This window comes from Nodosilinea sp. LEGE 06152, assembly GCF_015207525.1.
In the GTDB taxonomy this organism is placed as follows: Bacteria; Cyanobacteriota; Cyanobacteriia; order Phormidesmidales; family Phormidesmidaceae; genus Nodosilinea.
The window spans coordinates 159,479-178,559 of record NZ_JADEWR010000008.1; the positions used below are offsets into that span (position 1 = coordinate 159,479).

General features: G+C 60.8%; 12 protein-coding genes. 6 read left to right on the plus strand and 6 right to left on the minus strand.

From position 1 onward, the window contains the following. Window positions 1–359 precede the first annotated feature (359 nt). The 4 genes from IQ265_RS13095 to IQ265_RS13110 all read left to right on the plus strand — a co-directional run bounded on the left by IQ265_RS13095 (window position 360) and on the right by IQ265_RS13110 (window position 5,700). On the plus strand, window positions 360–2,060 hold the full coding sequence (locus IQ265_RS13095; RefSeq protein WP_194054242.1) for a hypothetical protein: 1,701 nt from the start codon (window positions 360–362) through the stop codon (window positions 2,058–2,060). 160 nt (window positions 2,061–2,220) lie between these two features. Continuing rightward, the gene (locus IQ265_RS13100; RefSeq protein ID WP_228037857.1) at window positions 2,221–2,616 is read left to right on the plus strand and encodes a glyoxalase; all 396 of its coding nucleotides are present in this window, start codon (window positions 2,221–2,223) and stop codon (window positions 2,614–2,616) included. A 128-nt stretch (window positions 2,617–2,744) separates the two neighbouring features. Further along, window positions 2,745–3,890 (plus strand): hypothetical protein, encoded by a 1,146-nt coding sequence (locus tag IQ265_RS13105; RefSeq protein ID WP_194054246.1) that lies wholly within the window; start codon window positions 2,745–2,747, stop codon window positions 3,888–3,890. Window positions 3,891–3,981: 91 nt separating this feature from the next. After that, on the plus strand, window positions 3,982–5,700 hold the full coding sequence (locus tag IQ265_RS13110; RefSeq protein WP_194054248.1) for an alpha/beta hydrolase: 1,719 nt from the start codon (window positions 3,982–3,984) through the stop codon (window positions 5,698–5,700). Window positions 5,701–5,772: 72 nt separating this feature from the next. Here the strand turns inward: IQ265_RS13110 and IQ265_RS13115 are convergent, their stop codons facing one another. The 4 genes from IQ265_RS13115 to IQ265_RS13130 form a co-directional block, all read right to left on the minus strand. Beyond that, window positions 5,773–6,393: a LexA family transcriptional regulator gene (locus tag IQ265_RS13115; protein WP_194054251.1), complete on the minus strand. Its 621-nt coding sequence runs from the start codon at window positions 6,391–6,393 to the stop codon at window positions 5,773–5,775. 157 nt (window positions 6,394–6,550) lie between these two features. After that, window positions 6,551–7,435 (minus strand): hypothetical protein, encoded by an 885-nt coding sequence (locus IQ265_RS13120; protein WP_194054253.1) that lies wholly within the window; start codon window positions 7,433–7,435, stop codon window positions 6,551–6,553. 62 nt (window positions 7,436–7,497) lie between these two features. Further along, a complete protein-coding gene (locus IQ265_RS13125) occupies window positions 7,498–8,157 on the minus strand; it encodes a hypothetical protein (protein WP_194054255.1) in 660 nt (219 codons plus the stop codon). A 218-nt stretch (window positions 8,158–8,375) separates the two neighbouring features. Beyond that, entirely contained in the window at window positions 8,376–8,855 is a 480-nt protein-coding gene (locus IQ265_RS13130) for a hypothetical protein (RefSeq protein ID WP_194054257.1), read from the minus strand. 223 nt (window positions 8,856–9,078) lie between these two features. Here IQ265_RS13130 and IQ265_RS13135 point away from each other — a divergent pair, with 223 nt between their 5' ends. Then, a complete protein-coding gene (locus IQ265_RS13135; protein WP_194054267.1) occupies window positions 9,079–14,181 on the plus strand; it encodes a translocation/assembly module TamB domain-containing protein in 5,103 nt (1,700 codons plus the stop codon). 188 nt (window positions 14,182–14,369) lie between these two features. Here IQ265_RS13135 and IQ265_RS13140 read toward each other — a convergent pair whose 3' ends face one another. After that, window positions 14,370–15,803, minus strand: a complete 1,434-nt coding sequence (locus IQ265_RS13140; protein ID WP_194054269.1) for a hypothetical protein — start codon at window positions 15,801–15,803, stop codon at window positions 14,370–14,372. A 210-nt stretch (window positions 15,804–16,013) separates the two neighbouring features. Here IQ265_RS13140 and IQ265_RS13145 point away from each other — a divergent pair, with 210 nt between their 5' ends. Beyond that, a complete protein-coding gene (locus IQ265_RS13145) occupies window positions 16,014–18,479 on the plus strand; it encodes a glycoside hydrolase family 31 protein (protein WP_194054271.1) in 2,466 nt (821 codons plus the stop codon). A gap of 70 nt (window positions 18,480–18,549) precedes the next feature. Here the strand turns inward: IQ265_RS13145 and IQ265_RS13150 are convergent, their stop codons facing one another. After that, entirely contained in the window at window positions 18,550–19,059 is a 510-nt protein-coding gene (locus IQ265_RS13150; protein WP_194054273.1) for a hypothetical protein, read from the minus strand. Window positions 19,060–19,081: the final 22 nt, after the last annotated feature.

Genomic DNA, 19,081 nt, shown 5'->3' on the forward strand with positions numbered 1-19,081 from the left:
CCAGAGTAAGACTGCTCAAATTGTTTTGAAATCTAACACTTTCGCAGCCCGGGCTTAGTCGTTACCGCCCAGAATTTCTATAGTTTATAGCAGTCATTGGAGCCGCTGCCGGGCCAGTGGATGGCCCTTAAACTGCCATCTGCCAGACCAAGGAGAGTCAGGCCGAACCTGCGATCGCCCAAAAGCCCTCGGGCAACGCGAGCATTTGGCGATTAAACTTGTCTATGCTGACCACAGCTGCGCCCTGGAGTTAGCTAGCCCCCTGGAGTCAGCAAGCTCACCGCCTGTTTCTACTAGTTTGGTTTCGCGACTGCTGTTTTCGCCCGTTGTTTTTACTACGACCTGGTTACCCTTAGCCCATGACCCGACTGAACCGCATCACCTTAGATCGCCTGAAGCGGCTGCCTCGCGTGGCCAGCGTGTGGGAGGGCGATCGCCGTTCGGTGGGCGGGTTGATGGATGATGACAGCGGCCTCAGGCAGCGCCACACCGAAACCAGTGACTGCATTCTCTGGGTCGACAGCAGCCACGGCGCGGTGCGGGGGCTGACCATTGTGCCCACCACCTGCGGCTACGAACCCGTGGTGCGAACGCTGCTTCAGGCGATCGAGTCGCCCCAGGGCAACCTGGCCCCGGCCCGGCCCCAAAAGATCGTGGTCAGCGATCGCGAAATTCAGTTTTACCTGCGCGGTGCCCTACAGGGGCTCGACATTGCGATCGATTACGCCCCAGAACTGCCCCTAATCGACGAGCTATTTAACGCTCTGCAGCAGTCGGCCGAAATGTCCGAGGCCGAGCTACCCCCCCGCTACGCCGAGGCCATGATCGACAAGGCCATGGAAATTTGGGAGCTGGCTCCCTGGAACATTCTCAACGAGCAGCAGGTGCTGGCGGTCGAACTCAACGCCTGGGACCTCGACACCCTCTACGTATCGATGCTGGGCATGGGGGGCGTCGAGTATGGCCTGCTGATGTACCGCTCCCTCGACTCGCTGAAGCAGTTTCGCCAGCGGGTGCTGATGGGGCAGCAGTCGCCGAAGCAGATGCAGGAGGCCTTTTTAGAGCAAGACTGCCTGTTTCTCAACTTCGAGCTGTTTGACGATGAGCCCTTTGATAACGGGTTTCAGCCTGCGGGCTGGCTGGGGTCTGCCCCGGAAGCCGTGCAGCCTGACTTTGGCAGCATTCATCCCTTAGAAGGCATGCGCAGCCAGCTTGCCGACGAAGAAGGGGCCACTTTTCTGGTGGCGATGGAGGCCATTGGTCGCTTTGTCACCCGCTACCGGGCTCAGCTCGAAAAGCCCCCCCTCAAAACCCTCAAGAGCAGCTACAAAATTGCCAACCCGCAGAAAAATGGCGGTGGGTCGCCGCTCAAAGTGACTGTGCAAACCCTGCCTGAGGTCACTGAAGAACTGGCCGCCGAAACCGACGATGCCTTAGACGAGGCCGTCGGCCCTACCGGCCTGGTCAACTTTCCGGTACTGCGCGACGACTACGTGCCCGAAGGGGCCATTATCATTCTCACCCAGTTTCAGCGGCGGATGGTCGACGATTTACGCCAGACCCCGACTGTAATGTTTCACACCCAGGAGTGGCCAAAGAAAGAGTGGCCAAAAGCCCCGAACGGAGCTACTGCCGATGCCCCCGACCTGCCGATAGTGCTGATTCAAACCTCGCGGCCCAAGGCGAAGACCCTAATTCAACAGCTGCAGCAGGCCCAGGGTGTGCGGGCGGTGTGCTTTAACCCCGGCAGTGACCCCTTTAGCGGCGAGGCCTTTGAGCTGGGCCTGCTGCAGACTGGCGACGGCGAACTGCACCTGTTTGCCGAGTACGAAACCAATGGCAGCACTGATCGCCACCTGCTGGAGCGCTGGAACCAGTGGCAAAGCGACTGTAGCGGGGCCTGCGCCGTGGTCATTGCCAGCGGCATTACCGGCAGCAGCAAGGGCAACCCCGGAGCAAAAGATATTCTGGCGGTCTTTGAGGCTCGCTGTAAGACGCCCAAGGAACTGCATCTGCCGCCGCTGATGCTGCAGTATGCGTCGGAGTGGGAGATGGATTAGGGAGTGGGTGGGTAGGCGGGTGGATGGGTAGGCGGGTGGATGGGTGGATGAGCGGCCCCGTAAGGTGGGCAGTGCCCACCGTGTCATTCCTTATAAGTAGGGTGGGCACTGCCCACCGTCTCATTCTTCCTGCATCGAGCGCACAGCGGTAGAGATGGCTTTGACAACGGGATCTTTGGGTTGCACCAGTGCCTTTGTTACCTTGGCCAGTGAACGGTTTGAAGATATCGTCGCTTTTTACACTGCTCTGTTGGGTCAGGGGGCCGAGCCTTACCAGCGCGATCGCTATGCTGAGTTTTGGCTGCCGGGGCTAAGGCTGGCGATTTTTAGGCCTAAGCCCGATCAGGCCGATCGCTTCCATGCGCCTACGAGCGGGGCTATGAGTCTGTGTCTTGAGGTGGTGGATTTAACGGCGGCGATCGCGTGCCTTACCGATCTCGGCTATCCGCCCCCCGGCCCGGTGCTAACGGCCTCTCACGGGCGCGAGGTCTACGCCTGCGACCCCGACGGCAATCGCCTGATTCTGTACCAGAGGGCTACGGAGCCAGCCAAATAGGAAGTTTCTAGAATTCTGGTTGCAGAGTTCTACCCTAAGATTTTGAGGAAACGTGGCAGTATTGAGAGGGATAGGCCCCTAGGGTCTATTCTGCAGCGTATCGGCACCGTGGCCAGGTGGGCTAACCCATGAGACCCCAAGACTCCAACTTCCCTCCAGAAATTCCGCCCATTCCGCCCCCGCGCCACTCTGGGCAGGCCGATGCAGGAAATGAAGCTGTGTCGCCGCTGCCAGCGGCCAGGGCTGAGGCGGCTGAGGAAGCTAGTGAAACGCCTGATGGGGTTGTTAGGGGTGACGAAGACGTGCCCAGCGCCAGTGGTGACTTAGAGCCAATCGTTGACTACCGCACTTCAAGCGAGGCTGTCCTTGACTCTGGGCGCGAGCCTACGGCCCAGAACGCCGATCGCCCCTACACCCCCGACGCAGAACCCTGGACCGACAGCGACCTGCAGGATGTCGAAGATCCGCTGCCGCTGCCGCTGCCTGAGCCACAACCCACCTATACCGATCGGGGACAGCGACCAAACCGGGCGGCCAACCCAAACGCCCGCCCCATTGCCCCAGCCGAAGATGTTTGGGCCGACACCGGCATTCCCTACCAACCTAAGGAGCTGGGTGTGGTCGATCAACTGCTGCTGCTGTTAGCTGAAGGTGTGAGGCTGTGGAAGAAGGGCTTGCGGTGGGTGCGATCGCAGCTACCCCCCGACCTGCAGCGCCAGCTCTCCGACGGCGTGCTCACCGCCATCGCCCTGGGCCTGCTGATGCTGTTGTTGGCCCTGTGGAACCCGCTGGGTGGGGGCCAGGGAGAACAGCTGGCCGCCGAGCCGCAGCCTGGCACGGTGGCAGAAGAACCGGCCTTGCTGGCCGAACCTTACTCCCTTGAGGAACCAGCGGTGGATTCGGCGTCGAACCCTGCCGCTGAACCCGCACCTGTGGTCGAACCCACCCCTGAGCAAAACCTGATTGCCGACATTCAAAGCCGGGTCAGCCGCATTAGCCGCTCCTACGGGGCGGGGCTAATTCAGTCGGTAGAGGTGAACCTGCCGAAGAACACGTTAGACGTCAATGTGGCGGAGGCCTGGTACGGCCTGCTGACCAGCCAGCAGAATGAGATCGCCCAAGACATCTTTACCCAGGCCCAGGGGCTTAACTTTGGCAACCTCCAGCTGCGCGACCCCGAAGGCGCGGTGGTGGCTCGCAACCCAGTAGTGGGGCCAAATATGGTGGTTTTGCGGCGGCTGCGTTCGGTAGACGCGGATTGGCGGACTCAGTAGGGCGGGAGAGTGGATGCGCGGATGCTGGCCGTATCTTGTTCCTTCGACTTTGCTCAAAGATACAGCGTGGGACTCTTTTAGGGGAAATGGTATGACTCGGCAACGGGTATGGCGGCGGGCACTGGCTCTGGGCGGGCTAAGTCTGGGGGCGTCTCTGCTGGTGGGGCTGCCGGTGCAGGCGGCGGAGGCGATTTTCTTTCGCTATGGCCCGGTGGAGCGATCGGTGAGCACGAGTTCGCTAGAAACGCTAATTGAGTCGGGGCAGCTAACCGACGACCTGGCTTACTACGTCAACCTAGTCAAGCTCAGTGAAGCCGAGGTTGAGCAGCTGCGTCAAAACCTCAATCGTCCCCTGGAGGTCGATGGCGTGCTGCTGTCGCGCTTTCTCTACAGCAACCTGGGCGAAGAACTGCTGGAGCAGGTGGGGGCGATTCTGCAAACTCGGGTGGGCGACAACGGCAAGCTGGCCCTGCGGGCGGCGCTGATTCAGGCGGCGACTTCAGCCGAGGGGCTCTCGCCTATCAACGTGGTGCGATCGCTGCCCACTGACATGCAAATAAACGTCAGCGATGCCATGGCAGTGGCGGGTGCCGTCGAGCGCATCGTCGCCGCCACCAACGACTCGATTGTTCAGCTGGCTGGGCTAACCGCTCAGGCGGCGGCTCAAGAGTCGCCTATTGACTACTCGACCCTGGCCAACTTAACCACCTCCGGCCCAGCCAGGGTGCAAATTCAGCGCTTTAACTTCACCGATACCCAGCGCCAGCGTCAGCTCTATGTGGATGTTGTGCGCCCTCGCCAGTGGCGCGGTCAGGCTCCAGTGATGGTGTTCTCCCACGGGTTGACCTCTAGCCCCGAGTCACGGCACCAGTGGGCCTCCCACCTGGCCTCCCACGGCATTGTGGTAGTGCTGCCCCAGCACCCTGGTAGCGATGCCCAGCAGGTTGCCGAGTTTCAGACGGGCCTGAGCGCCAACCTATTTGAGGTGCAAGAATTCATCGATCGCCCTCTCGACATTACCTTTGTGCTCGACCAGCTAGAGCAGCTCAACCCCACCGAGTTTGAGGGCCGCCTCAACCTGGAGCAGGTGGGAATGGGGGGCCACTCGCTGGGAGGCTATACGGCTCTGGCGGTAGCCGGGGCCGAGCTAAACGTTGACTACCTGCAGACGGTGTGTGACCCGCCCAGAAGTTCGTCCCAAAATCGCAGCTTTGTTCACCTCAACACGTCGCTGCTGCTGCAGTGTCAGGCGCTAGACCTACCCCGGCAGTCGTACACCTTTCGCGACCCGCGCGTCAATTCGGTGCTGCTGGTCAACCCGGTGAACAGCAGCGTGTTTGGCCCCGAGGGGTTAGCTGCCGTAACGGTGCCGGTGATGGTGATCGCGGGCAGCCACGACCCCGCCACCCCAGCGGTGTTTGAGCAGTTTCGCACCTTTCCGTGGTACACCACCGAGAGCCGATCGCTGGCCCTGATCGAAGGGCAGGCCCACGTCGATCTCTCGGCCCTCGACGCCGGGCTATCGCACCTGCTGGCCTCTCTGCCGGGGCTAACCCTAGCCGAACCCGAAGTGATTGACCGCTATCTGAATGCCCTCAGCCTGGCGTTTGTGGGCCGCTACGTGGCCCGCCGCCCCGAATACGGCCTCTACCTGCGATCGCGCTATGCCGAATATCTCAGCCAGGGCGAAACCTTTAATCTATTTATGGTCAATGCTGGAGTCGAGGTAGACCAAGAGCTAGGGGAGACGCTAGAAAATCGCCTTGAACAACTGCAGCTACCCAAGGGTGAAACCATAAAGAATCCATAGAAGTAGGCCAGCCTGGAGATAGGAGCGACAGGAATTCGGCTGATTGCTTGGCTAGTCTGTCTAAGCTGGGCCTTACCGGGCTACCGCAACCCACAGGCCTTGGTCGTTGCGGTGCTGACCCACCATCACCCCCTGCACACCAACCCGAGATCGCTCCAAAACGCGGGTTGGGTGGGCCGAGTTAGCGGGTTCGAGCGTAACTTGGTTGTCACCCTCGTTATAGTAAACACGCTTGAGGGTGGCCCCCTCGCCTTCCAACCAAATCACCGCAATTTGGCCAGGACGAATAGCCCAAACATCTTTGGTAGGGCGCATTACAACAATATCGCCGTCGAGAATGCCGGCACCTACCATGCTGTCGCCGTTAACGGTTAGGGCGTAGTCACCCTCTATGTAGCGGTTGCCGTCTAGGCGCACGCGATCGCAGCACTCAGGATGATCGGTGAGGTAGCCCGCCTGAACAAACCCCTTCAGAGGCAGCTCTCCGTAGAGCAGGCAAAGCGCTCGGGCCACACCCTGCCGTCTGACGATGAATCCCTTCTGCTGCAGTCTATCCAGCAAGTCTTGAATCAAGGAGCTAGACGATTCCTTCAGTGCCTCCTTCATTTCTCGAATTGTAGGGGCATAGCCGTATAGGCTAATCCATTGCCTTAGACAATCGTACAGACGGCGTTCAGACGGTAGGAGAACCATGATTTTGATTAATACATTTGTATTAATTTACCACTCGGTAGTGGATGTATCAATAGGTTCATCTGTACGGAGAGTATGTGATTCAAAAAGCCCGGTTGAGTTTTCTCAACCGGGCCTGGGGGCTAACACACAGCTGTAGCCAATCGCTGAGTTGGGGCTAGATCTCGGCGACGGCGCGCTCGATCAGGCGGCGAGCCAGAGTTTGGGTGCCGGTGTGCTCGTAGTACTTCACCGACATATCGAGAAACGCGCCCAGGTAGTCGAGCTTGCTCCTAGAGCCTTCGATAAAGCCGCCCAGGTTGTCGACTAGCTTGCTCTGGGTAATGTTGTGATCGCTGACAAAGCGATCCATCCAGCCCTTGGTCGACTCAAAGCTCTCGGTCATAAAGGAGAGCTTTGCCTTGTCGTTACCGCCCGGAATTTCGGCTTTAACGCCTTTAAAGGTCTGGTTGTCGTCGAGATCGCTGGCCCCCATGCCCTTGATGGCGTTGAGCGCTTTGGTCGAAAAGTCGGCCCCCAGGGGAATAATGCCATCGAAGCTGACCAGAGCCGCCATCCGCACCAGCGACTCGCTGCTGTAGTCGCCCAGGGCGGCGAGAAAGTCGCTCAGGCTGTCGCCAGGGATGCCGCTAATTTTGCAGAAGGCCACCACTTCGGTTACCAGCTTAACGGCCAGGTCGATGGTTTGAGCTTTTTCGGGCTTGGGGGAAAGGTTTTTGAGAAAACCCAAAAAGGTGTCTTGGCCAATGCGGTTGGCCAGCGCCGCCGCCCCCAGCAACCCCGACGCCGAATCGACGGTGTGGTAGAGCCAGAGGGCGCTTTGATAGCCCTGCTTTTTGTCGTTGAAAAGGGCGATCGCGCGTTCGCCAATCGCCTGTACCATAGCCTCGTCGGTTTCGCCGGTTACGGTTTTGATCGTGTTGTCAAAGCCCACCAGGTTGTTCCACTGGCCGGGTACAAAGGTGTCGAGGGTTTTGAGTGCCCGCACGGTCAGGCCCCCGGTGGGGAGCTTGTCCACAATCTCATAGATTTTTTTGCTCACAATTTACTCCTTGGTTCTGCCCTGGGTTCTGCTGTTGATGTCATCGCTGCTGTGCCGACTCGCTACGAGGCAGGCTGGAGACTGGGAGCAAGGCGCGGCAGCTTCACCCTGGGTAGCTTAAAGCCATCCTTAGGGCGGGCTGGGGCCGCCGGGGTAGCGGCGGTGGGGGCTTCGGGCAGCGCCACACTGGGTTTAGTCACAGAGTTAATGGCCCCTTTGAGCTGGGCTAACCCCTTGAGGTCAAACTTTTGCAGCCAGGCCACCCGGTCTTCTTTGGTAAAGGAGGGGTCGCGGGAGAGCACCTTGACCTGGTAGCGGTCATTTACCAGTACCCCAGTGGCGGTCGTGCCCTGATCTACCGCCGGAAAGCCGCCGACGGTTTCGGTGGCAGCACTATATTTTGATGCCGAGGCAGGAACACTGGTAGTGTCGCTGATGGTGAGCATGGCCAAGGTTTTGCCGTCCTGTTCGAGCTTGTACTCGGCGAAGCCTTTCTTCTCCTGGTAGGGAATCACCTTATAGCCGCCCTGCTCGCCGGGGAAAAAGGCGTTGAAGGTACCGCCCTTTTCGGCTTTTTTATCGACCGCCGCTGGGGAACCAAACCCAGTGGTGTCTTTTTGCGCTTGGTCGTACTTAGAAGGGGCCGACGAACAGGCGGTAACCAGCAGCACCAGACACACCATCAGGGGCGCTAGTCGCCGCAGCCAACGGGTAAAACTCATAACACTCTCCTTCACAGGCAAATTTGTAAGCAAACTATGACACTAGCCAAGGGATTTCCTCGGTCAACGGTAAGACACTCATCTCGACCGTGTCACAGAAACATAAAGCTTCCGTAAGTAGCAATTATCCTTTACAGAAAAGTAATCAAAAGCAAGCGTCCCTGATCCTATGCTGGCTGAGCGAAGTCGAAGCCCTGCCGCCATGCCCTACAGCCATCCTAAATCCCCAAAGCCGCTTTGAACTTAGCCAGGGCAGCGGCTTCCGACGCGCTGACCTTGTTGCTACCCGACCCAAACAGCCCCTCACCAGCGGCAGCGGCTACGGCGGCACCGCAGTCGTAGATGAACTGTTTGTATTCAGCCACTTCGGCATCGCTGGCTTTGCCAGCCACTACGGCCAGGGCGGCGTTGATATCGGCGATCGCCCGATCGATCATGGCCCCAGACTTAACCTCCTCGGGCTTAACGTCGGGTTTGTCGAGCTTGATGTCGCCGCTCTTCATTGCGGTTTCTGAGAAAGCCGCCTGAATCACGGAGTTGGCGGGGTACTTTTCGGCCGCCCCGGCGATCTGCTTTGACATGGCGGCAGCCTCGATCGCCGTAGACACAATGCCCATATCAACCATAGCCACCGACAGCCCGGTCATCATCGGAGCCTGAACCAGGGTTTGCAGCTCTGTGGGGGTGTAATTGCTCATGGCTTACCTCAGAGAAACGAAATATGCATCAACTCCTTAGCAGTCTAAAGGCTAAGCAATAACGCTAAGGGATTCATAAAGGCTCACCACAAGGGCTTGGAAAAGTCAACTCCCCCTAGGGGGGCTTGCTTCCAACGCTAATCCTCTGTAGGGTCTATGTGGACTTTTGGGTGGGGTCTATCCCTATCAGCCCTCAGTATCAGCCCTCGTGTTGGCGATCGCTATGACTCAGCCCAGCAGCCCGCCGCCTAACCCAAACCAGGACAGGCACCCGCGCCGGATCCTGCCGACCCTGCTCAAGGTAGGCGCAGGGCTGGGGGGGGTTGCCCTGGTGGGCGGGGTGGCGGTTCTGGTCTGGGGCGATAACCTCTTCAACGATCGCCTGGTTCCCTGGGTTGAAACCGCCCTGGAAAGAAGTCTCGATCGCCCCTTTGAGCTGGGCAATTTTGAACGGCTGACCTGGAATGGGGTGCGCCTGGGGCCGTCAAGGTTGCCCCCCACCGAGGCGGTGGCATCGGGGGCAACGGCAGAGGCGGTAAATGTCACCTTTAGCTGGCCCGACCTGCTGTTTAGCCGCAGCCTGCGCTACAGCCTGACCTTTATCGAGGCCGATATTGCGCTGGTGCAGGCGGCCGATGGCCGCTGGGTTGACCTCACCCTGCCCGACCCGGAGGAAGACAAAACCAGAGGCCCCGTCGAGCTGGAGCTGGTAGCGGTACGGGTGGAGGGTGGGCGCGCCTCTGTCTTTAGAGATTTGCCCCGCAACGAGGCGGTGGTCGAAGCTGAGGCGATTTTAATTACCGACCTCAGCGCCAGCGCTGAGTTTTTAAGCCCCGCTGAGCAAGACCTGCAGGAGGTTTTATTTGAGGTCAGTGGCCGCATTGATGACGGCGAGTTTGCGGTAGATGGGGAATGGCTGCTGGAGGAGCAGGCCTACAATATCGCCCTGCAATCTACCAATCTGCCCACCGCCGGGTTTAACCTGTTTCTGCCACCGTCGCTGGGCATTGTTGGCGGCACCTTAGACAGCAATCTGGTTCTGGAGCTGCGATCACAGACCGAAAGTTTTCTCACCGAAGCCCGAGGTACCGCCCGGCTGCGCAACGGTGAAGTGCTGGTGGCCCAGCTGCCCGCCCCCATTACCGACATCGACACGACGCTGCGATTTCGAGGCGAGCAGGTGATGGTAGACAGGGCTCAGCTGCAATTGGGAGGTGAGATTCCCCTGACCGCCGCTGGCACGCTCGATCTAGACGAGGGCTATGACCTAGCAGTGGAAATTCCGGCAGTGGCGATCGCCACCGTAACCGACCTGCTGGAACTGAATTTACCCATTGCAGCGGCTGGGGAGTTTGGCTTTGACGGCACCCTGACTGGCGACATCGACCAACCCCGCCTGGCCGGACAGCTGCAAAACCAGGGCCTGGTACAGCTCGATGAAGTAACCCTCGAAACCCTAACCGCTAACTTTGCTGCCACGTCCCAGCAGGTCGATCTGCAAACGCTGCGGATGGTTCCAGTCGAGGGGGGCTTTATCACCGGGGCAGGCCAGGTCGATTTAGCTACCGGGGGCAGCCCTGCCTTTGCGCTTGACCTGCAGGCCGACCTACCGGGAGATGCCCTAGCCGCCAAATACGGACTGTCGCTGCCCAACCAGGCGGTGCTGGGCTCGGTCCTAGCTGAGGGAGACGTTCAGGGCACGGTTGAAAACCCCCTGGCGACGCTCCAGTTTCGGCTGCCCGAGGCCACCTACCCCGGCCGCGGCGAGCTGACCTACCAAGACAATACCCTGGTGGTCGACAACGCCCGGTTTCAGGTTGAGCAGGGCACCCTCGACGCTACCGCCACCGCTCAGCTCGATCGCGGCACCTGGACGGCCCAGATCAATACCACCGATCTGCCGGTGAATCGGTTCACCGACCGGGTGCAGGGGCTGCTGACCGCTGACCTGACCGCCGCTGGCAGCTTAGACAATCTGTCGCTACAGGCGCTGCAGGCCAACGGCACCGCTCAAATTACTGACGCTCAGCTCACCGTGGCCCCCGGTGCCCCTTCGCTGTTAGAACCGGGGGACTGGACAACCGCCTTTCGCTGGGCGGGGAACGGCATTCAGGTGGAGCGGTTTTCGGCCCCTGGGGTGGAGGCTAGCGGGTTTGTGGCCGCCAGTCTGGGGGCAGCCAATCCGATTGGCCCCGTCGATTTGGATGTGCAGGTAAATCGCTACCGGCTCGACCGCCTGGCCCAGCTCGCGCCCGCAAACGTGCGCGATCGCTTTGCCCCGTCCGGGCTGGTCAGCTTTGACGGTCAGATCACTGGCCCCCTGCGCAACCTGCGCCTGGTGGGTAATGCCCAGGTCAACGACCTGGCTCTAGACACCGCTGCCTTTGAGTCTCAGCTGTCGGGGCCGGTAAACATTGCCCGGGCCGAGGGTGGCACGATCGCGCTGCGGGGCAGGGGCGATCGCATTCTCGCCACCCTGGATGAAAATTTGCGGCCCAGTCAGTTTGACATTCGCCTGGGCGATACCATTGCCGTGGGTCAGGTCGTCAACCAGCAGCTCACCGCCACTGTTCAAAATGTGCCCATTGACGCCTTTGGGGTAGCCCCCGTGGCCAGTCTCGGCCCCCTGGGTGGCACCCTCGATGGCACCATTACTGCCGACCTGAGCGACCTAGAAAATCTCTCGGTTCAGGGCACCGCCAGCATTCTAAACCCCACCCTCGATACCCTGGTGGCCGAGAGCTTGGAGGCCCAGTTTACCTACGCCGATGGCCGCCTTGAGCTGGCCAATGCCGCCCTGGCCTTTGACGACAGCCTCTACCAGGTCACCGGGTGGCTGGATGATGTGGGTACCCCCACCCCCCAGTACTACGCCCAGATCGACATTGTCTCGGGAAATTTTCAGGACCTGCTGGCCACCCTTAACTGGGAAACCTTCGCCGACCTTGGCCTGCGCCGCGAGGCTCCCACCGGGTTCGGAGCCGAAGTGCTTGACCTGAACGCTGCGGGGCTACCCCCAGCTCCCTTTTTAGAGCAGCTAGAGGCCTTTGCCCTATTTTTGGCCCGCTACGAGCGGCAAACCGACGACACCGAGCTAGCCCTACCCGCCCTGGCCGACCTGCGGGGCACCTTTAGCGGCACCGTCACCCTGCAAGGCAATGGGTTTGCTGCCGACGCCCTGCAAGCTGAGGCCGATATCGAGGGCCAAAACTGGACCTGGGGCAACCTGATCACCTGCGACTCGGCAACAATAGAGCCGGGCGCAGTGGAGCCAAGTGCCGGGGTCGAAACGATCGCGTTTGGCGAACCCCTCAATGCGACTGGCCCTGGGCTGGGTGACCTGTGCAACCGCTTTACCCTGGCGGCCAGCTACGACCAGGGCAGCTTCAACGTCGATCCGCTGCTGTTTGAGGCCGACGACACTCAAATCAGCTTTGTGGGCGACGGCAGCCCGCAAAACCTCAGCGGCCAGCTGGAGATGAGCGGGGTGCCGGTAGAACTGGCGGAGCTGTTTGTCGACATTCCAGTAGAGGCCGACGGAGATCTGGCGCTGGTGGCCACGCTCGACGGCAGCCTGGGCAACCCCACCGTGGTTGGCGACCTGGCAGTTGTCAACCCCAGCCTAAACGAGCAACCGCTGGAGTCGGTGGCCTTCGACTTCACCTACGCCGACGCCCGCCTCCGCTTTGATGGGGCGGCTGTGGTAGCCGCCCCCGCCGAGGTCACCCTGCGGGGAGACATTCCCTACGCCCTGCCGTTTATGGCGGTTCAGCCCGACAGCGAGCAGATTGACGTACAGGCGAATTTAGAAGACGAGGGCCTAGAACTGCTGAACCTGGTCACCGACGAGCGAGTTGGCTGGCAGGGGGGGCAGGGCCGCGTTAGCCTGCAAATTGGGGGCACGCTAGACAATCCGGCGGTGGTGGGGCAGGCCGAATTTCAGAATGGTGTGCTGGTCAGCACGGCGCTATCAGAGCCGGTGACTGATCTGACGGGTAGGGTTAGGTTTAACCGCGAACAGGTGCTAGTCGAGCAGCTACAGGCTAACTACGGCGGCGGCGAGATTGTGGTAGCGGGGCGGTTGCCGGTGGGGGCGGGCACCACTGCCCTGGCGGCGACGAAACAAGCGCCTGCGGCGGGTTTAACCATTGCCCTAAACCAGGTCGAGGCCGACTACGAAGGCTTTGTCGAAGCGGAACTGGACGGTGAGATGTTGGTTGCCGGATCGCTGCTCAATCCGATCGTCACGGGCACGGTGCAGGTGGGGGATGGCGTGTTGAGAGCCAACGACCTGCTGGGCCGATTTGAAACCGTACCGGCGGCGGATGTGGAAGTGCCGGAAGACGACGCGGCCGATCCTCTAGTGACAGAGCCGCTGCCTGAGTATGTGGAGGAGTACCGGGCGGAGATCGACGGGTTTGACCTGCCAGAAGTGGATCGGGCCAGCCTGGATGGCCCCTTGAGCCGAGTCAGGCTGAGTGGTCTGACCCTGAATTTGAGCAACGATCTGGCGATCGTGGGGCAGCCTTTCTACTACATCACCGCCTCGGGCAGTGTCGAGGTCAACGGTACGCTGACGGATCTGCGGCCCAGTGGGGTGCTGACCCTCGATCGCGGCTGGATCAATCTGTTCTCGACCCAGTTTCGCCTGGTGCGCGACGCCGCCAATACCGCCACATTTTTCCCTGAGGCTGGGCTAGACCCGTTTCTGGATGTGCAGATGCGGGCCAGGGTGCAGGATGCCGACGTAGCTCAAATTACTGAGGTCACGCCGTTTAACAGCGCCGAGGTTACCGCTCCCTCGGGCATTACCACCTTTGGGGAAGTGGAGTTTGTCTCGATTTTTGCCACCGCCTACGGCTACGTCAGCGACCTGCAGGATAGCGCCACGCCCGGTCAGGCGGGCGAACTGCTGACGCTGACCAGCCGCCCCGCCCGCAGCCAGGAAGAACTGCTGGCCCTGCTGGGCAGCAGCGTGGTCACCAATGTCTATAGCGCATCGCTGACGCAGCTGACCGGGTTTGTGGGGGCGGGGGCGATCGCTAGCTTTGGCGATCGCATTGCCGATGCCGTTGGCCTGCGATCGTTTAGCATCTTTCCGACTACCGATACCGCCACCGAAAGCACCGTGGGCATTGGTATTGGGGTCGAAGCCGCCTTTGACTTGGGCGAAGACGCCAGCATTGACGTGCTGGAAGTGCTCAACAACAGCAAGCCGCCCCAGTATGGATTGTCTTACCGCATCACCGACCGAATTCGAGCCAGAGGCACCACCAACTTTGCCGGAGATAACATCTTCTTGATTGAATATGAATCGCGGTTTTAGCGGCTTGGGCCAATGACAGGTTATGCCAGAGCCTGCTGGAGCGATGCAGTCTGCATAGGGCCAGAGTTGTGCAGGACCAAGACCGTGCAGGGCAAACGGCGTTTGCCCCTACGAGGTTGCCTATTGTTGAGCAGGGTGGTTAAAGCCGGATGATGCGATGAACTGGGCTATCTGCCAGGGAGTTCTGACTAGCGCAGCCAGTCTACAGCGTAGCGATCGCCCCTCTCCCTCAAAAACTCCTCCAGCTGGTGCAGGGTTAATGGTTTAGGGATGGGGAATTGCCCCGGCATCTGTTTCAGATCCAGGTAGTGCTGAATGATCGAGGCATTGTCTCGCGGAAAGCGGCCCTCATTCACACCCAAAAACTGACCCTGACGCCGAGCCAGGGATAGAATCTCCGATCGCCACTGCTCAATTGGGGCAATCCCTAGCGAGTTGATGCCGTTGGAGAACAGGGTGAGATGAATATCATCGTAGGGTGCGGTGGTTTGCAAATAGTCCTTGAGCAGGCCCAGGGAGGTCTGGTCGTTAAACACCGTCCAGTAGGGCACCAGACCCAGGCGCATGCAGAGCCAGGGGTGCAGATAGACAAACGACTCGGCCAGCAGGCGATCGCTGGGCACGCCCAACTGGCCGTACCACCAGCGGTGCAGATCGGCCACCAGCGGGCTGAGGGACTGCGGGTCGTCGAACACGATTCGCTGCACTTTGAAGCCATGCTCCTCGGCAAAGGCGATCGCATCCTCGCGCAGGGCGGGCTCAAAGCCCCATTCTGCCTCGGGCCAGTCGCCGTCAGAGGGGGGGCTGTGCCAGCGGCGGTGCTCAGACCCCTGCTGCTTGAGAAACTCGGCCACCCGTTCGCTGCCCTCAACGTATTCGGCGCGGTGAATGCCGCCCTTGCCGCCCACTTGAAAGAAATGGCGATCGCTGACCTGGGTAGCCGGCCACTTGTACTGGCATTCCACCAAAAACAGCGTGCCCCCCGGCATCAAATTTTGCCGCAAAAACTGCCGGTAGGCGGCCCCCAACCGCCTGCGCTTGAGCCGAAAGTAGGCCACCTGCCCCACCTTCAGCCGGTCCTGGTTGGGGTCGTGCATTTGGTAGGCCGCCAGGTCGGGGTTTGCCGCTAGCAGCCGCTGCACCCGGTCTTCGGCCCAGGTCATCACTTGTTTGGGGTCGTCTTTGTCGCCCGAGTGGCGGGCACAGACCAGCAGGGTTTGGGGCAGCCAGGGAATGCCCAGGGCCGCGCACAGGTGAGAGACCGCCCCGTTCGAGGAGCCCACCATCACCGCCGGATACGGCCGCTGGGGATACTGGTTCACCGCCCACTGGGCCAGAGTTTCGGCCCGCACCCGCTCTAGCGCCCCTGGGCGAGAGGCATCGAACCAGCCCAATCCGGTGATGATGGCATCATTAATTGCATTGGGCAGACTGCCGATGGCGTGGGCTAGCCCTACAGCCAGCTGAGGCACAGGCCCTCCGGCGGGCAAATCTTTGCCTTTGAGAAAGTTGGCCGCCGACTGTAGCCCCTGGGTAGCAGAATCCATGCCGGTCACGTACTGGGGCTTCATTCCTCGGGCAGCCAGTTGCTGATTGATGGCCAGGTAGGGAGAAAAGGACACGGCTACTCTCAAAATAGGGCGAGATAGTTGGCCCCATTAAACCTCAGCGAAAGCGTTATTCCCATCTAGCTGCGGGCAGAGGGGCATGGGAGGCAAGGTCGACAGCTAATTCTCTCTGTGGACAGACAAATGCCTCGCGCCTTTAGGGGAAGCCGTGGCCCCAGCTTGCCCCTAGCCTGACAGAAAGAAATCACGGGGGCAAGCAAGAGAATGGCTGTGCTAAAACCACTCTGGCTAAGGCTGAAGTTTGTGCTGCAAGCCCTGTGGTTTTTGAGGTACATGCCCTACGCGATCTGGTACTCATGGCAGCGCGATCGCCGCGATCGCCCCCACCAAACCTCGACCACAGCTACCCCTACCCCCGTAGGCAAAGGGCTCCACGCCACCCCCACCGAGCGGGGAGCCGAGATTGAATTTGAGCAGGCCACCCTCGAACTCGCCTTTCTAACGCCCGATTTTGTTCGCATCACCTGGCAGCCCGGTCGGCTGCCCCTGCCCTACGGCCTGGCCGACTACCCCTGGCCCACCGTCACCACTCACCTGGAGGAGCAGGCCCAGGGGTGGGTGCTCTCTAGCCCCGAACTCTCGATCAGCGTGGGATGGGACGGCAGCTTGGCGATCGCCGATCAGACCGGCCAAATCCGCCAAGAACTCCCTCCCCAGCGCCTGGGGGAAGGCTGGCAGCAGACTACCCCTCTGCGGGACGAAGAGTGCCTCTACGGTCTGGGGGAACGGGCCGCAACCTTTAACCTGCGGCGGCCCACAGTTTCAGAACGCAGCGGCCCAGCCCAGACCAAAACCTACCGGTTCTGGAACTACGACCCCGGCAACATCTACGAACCCGGCACCGACCCGATGTACATCTGCATTCCGGTGTACCTGGGGCTGCACCGGCAGGGCAGCTATCTGGTGTTTTACGAAAACACCTTTCGGGGCGAGCTGCGGCTGGGCCAGCAGGCCACTACCACCTTCGAGGCCGGGGCCCTGCGCTACTACCTGGCGATCGGCGCACCGCCCCAGCTCATGCAGCGCTACACCCAGCTCACCGGCCGGGCACCCCTGCCGCCCCGCTGGGCTCTGGGCTATCACCAATCCCACTGGGGCTATCGCACCGAGGCCACCCTGCGCCGGGAGGTACAAAGCTTTCAGCAGCACGACCTGCCACTCAGCGCCCTGCATGTGGATATCGACTGCCAGGTCAACCACCGCGCCTTCACCATCGACCCCCAGCGGTTCCCCAAGTTCCGGCAGTTTACGGCGGAGCTGGCGGCAAATGACGTGCGGCTGATCGCGATCAATAACCCCGGCATTCAACACAACCGCCACAGCAACCTGTTTTTAGAAGGGCAAATTCTCGATGCTTTCTGCACCTATGCCGACGGCGATCTGGTGGTGGCCCCCGTCTGGCCGGGGCGATCGGTCTTCCCCGACTTTACCGACCCGGTCGTGCGCGACTGGTGGAGCCGCCAGTTTGCCTACCTGCTCCAGGCGGGGGTGGCCGGGTTTTGGAACGACATGAACGAACCGGCAGCCTTTGTGGCCTGGGGCGACCCCACCCTGCCCCTGGCCACCCAGCACAGCCTGGAGGGGCGCGGCGGCGATCACCGCGAGGCCCACAACGTCTACGGCATGCTCGAAACCCGCGCCGCCTTTGAAAGCCTGCGGAGCCATCGGCCTAACATTCGCCCCTTTGTGGTGACGCGATCGGGCTGGGCCGGGATGCAGCGCTACGCCTGGACCTGGACTGGCGATATTGTCTCCACCTGGGAGGCGCTGCGGCAAACCGTGGCCACCGTTCTGGGCCTGGGGCTGTCGGGGGTGGCCTTTTGTGGCCCCGACATTGGCGGGTTTTTGGGCAATCCGGGGCCTGAGCTGTACCTGCGCTGGTTTCAAATGGCCACCTTTATGGTCTTTTACCGCACCCACAGCGCCGTCAGCGTGGGGCACCGCGCCCCCTGGACCTACGGCGAACCCTGCCTCGGCATTACCCGCCGCTTTTTGCAGCTCCGCCAGCAGCTGATGCCCTACTTCTATACCCTCGTGTGGGAGACCGCCGAGCAGGGACATCCCCCAGTGCGCCCGCTGTTTTGGCTAGACCCGACCGACGAAAGCCTGTGGAACCGAGAGGATGCCTTTTGCCTGGGGGACGTGCTGCTGGTGTGTCCGGTGATGACTGAAGGAGAGCGCAGTCGCCAGATGGCCTTACCCCCCGGCGACTGGTACAGCTTTTGGGATGATACGCTGTGGGCGGGTGGGCAAACCGTTGAGCTACCCGCCCCGCTCGAGCAGATTCCTCTGCTGGTGAGGGGCGGCAGCATTTTGCCCCTGGCCGAGGGCGAAGACCTGACCCTACACCTCTACCCGCGATCGCAGGCTCCAGATGCAGAGGGGGAAAGCCAGTACCAGCTCTACAGCGATGCTGGCGAAGGCTACGGCGACTCGCGGCTAGACCAGTGGCACCTCAGCCAGCAGGGGTCGACCTTAACCCTCACCTGGCGATCGCAGGGCGACTACCCATTCCCCTACGGGCGGGTAAACCTGCACCTGCACGGGCCAGCCTTAGAGCAGGCCTGGGTCGATGGGCAAGCGACGACGGTAGAGGGACAGGTGCTGCCTGGCGCAACCGTTGAGGGGGCCACCTTTGAACAGATCCGCCTTCAGGTCAGAGAAGCCTAGACAGGTGCTCCGTAGGGGCAAACGGTCGTTTGCCCTTAACCAATCAGGGGTAAGCAACAGGGTTTGGATATCAATTCCCCATGTACGACTCGCCCGTCAGCGACAGCAGAAACAACAGCCCCATCCACAGCAGCAGAATGCTGTAGAAAACCAGCGCTAGGCTCTGCAGCAGCAGCTTGACCAACACCGGGCGCTGATTTTGTCTACGGCGCATGGCCCGGATCAGGTCAAGGGCGGCGGCAATCACCAGAATTAGGGTGGCGATCGCAGCGACAACCCAGCTGCTATAGAGCACCGGCAGCGATCTGGCACCCAGTAGCGCGATCGCAGCCGCTACCCCCAGCAGGCCCGCCCCGATCAGCTCGGCGATCGCCACTCTTCCGCTGAACTGGTTTAGACGGCTGCGGTTAAGGGTATTTTTGGCAGTTAGGGCACTCTGCACACCGGGAAGGGCCAGCAGCGCCACGGCGCGAAGCGGGTGCGCCCAGGGTGCCTGCACCATTAAAAAAGCCACAACCATAGCGCCGATTAGCGTTAGCCATGAGAGCAGCTGGGTTTTACCTAGACGGGGGTTACGCAAAGTGCTTTCCCTTGTTGGCATG

Coding starts and splice junctions, on each gene's coding strand:
- IQ265_RS13095 (WP_194054242.1), top strand. CDS start 360: ATGACCCGACTGAACCGCATCACCTTAGATCGCCTGAAGCGGCTGCCT.
- IQ265_RS13105 (WP_194054246.1), top strand. CDS start 2,745: ATGAGACCCCAAGACTCCAACTTCCCTCCAGAAATTCCGCCCATTCCG.
- IQ265_RS13110 (WP_194054248.1), top strand. CDS start 3,982: ATGACTCGGCAACGGGTATGGCGGCGGGCACTGGCTCTGGGCGGGCTA.
- IQ265_RS13115 (WP_194054251.1), bottom strand. CDS start 6,393: ATGGTTCTCCTACCGTCTGAACGCCGTCTGTACGATTGTCTAAGGCAA.
- IQ265_RS13125 (WP_194054255.1), bottom strand. CDS start 8,157: ATGAGTTTTACCCGTTGGCTGCGGCGACTAGCGCCCCTGATGGTGTGT.
- IQ265_RS13130 (WP_194054257.1), bottom strand. CDS start 8,855: ATGAGCAATTACACCCCCACAGAGCTGCAAACCCTGGTTCAGGCTCCG.
- IQ265_RS13135 (WP_194054267.1), top strand. CDS start 9,079: ATGACTCAGCCCAGCAGCCCGCCGCCTAACCCAAACCAGGACAGGCAC.
- IQ265_RS13145 (WP_194054271.1), top strand. CDS start 16,014: ATGGCTGTGCTAAAACCACTCTGGCTAAGGCTGAAGTTTGTGCTGCAA.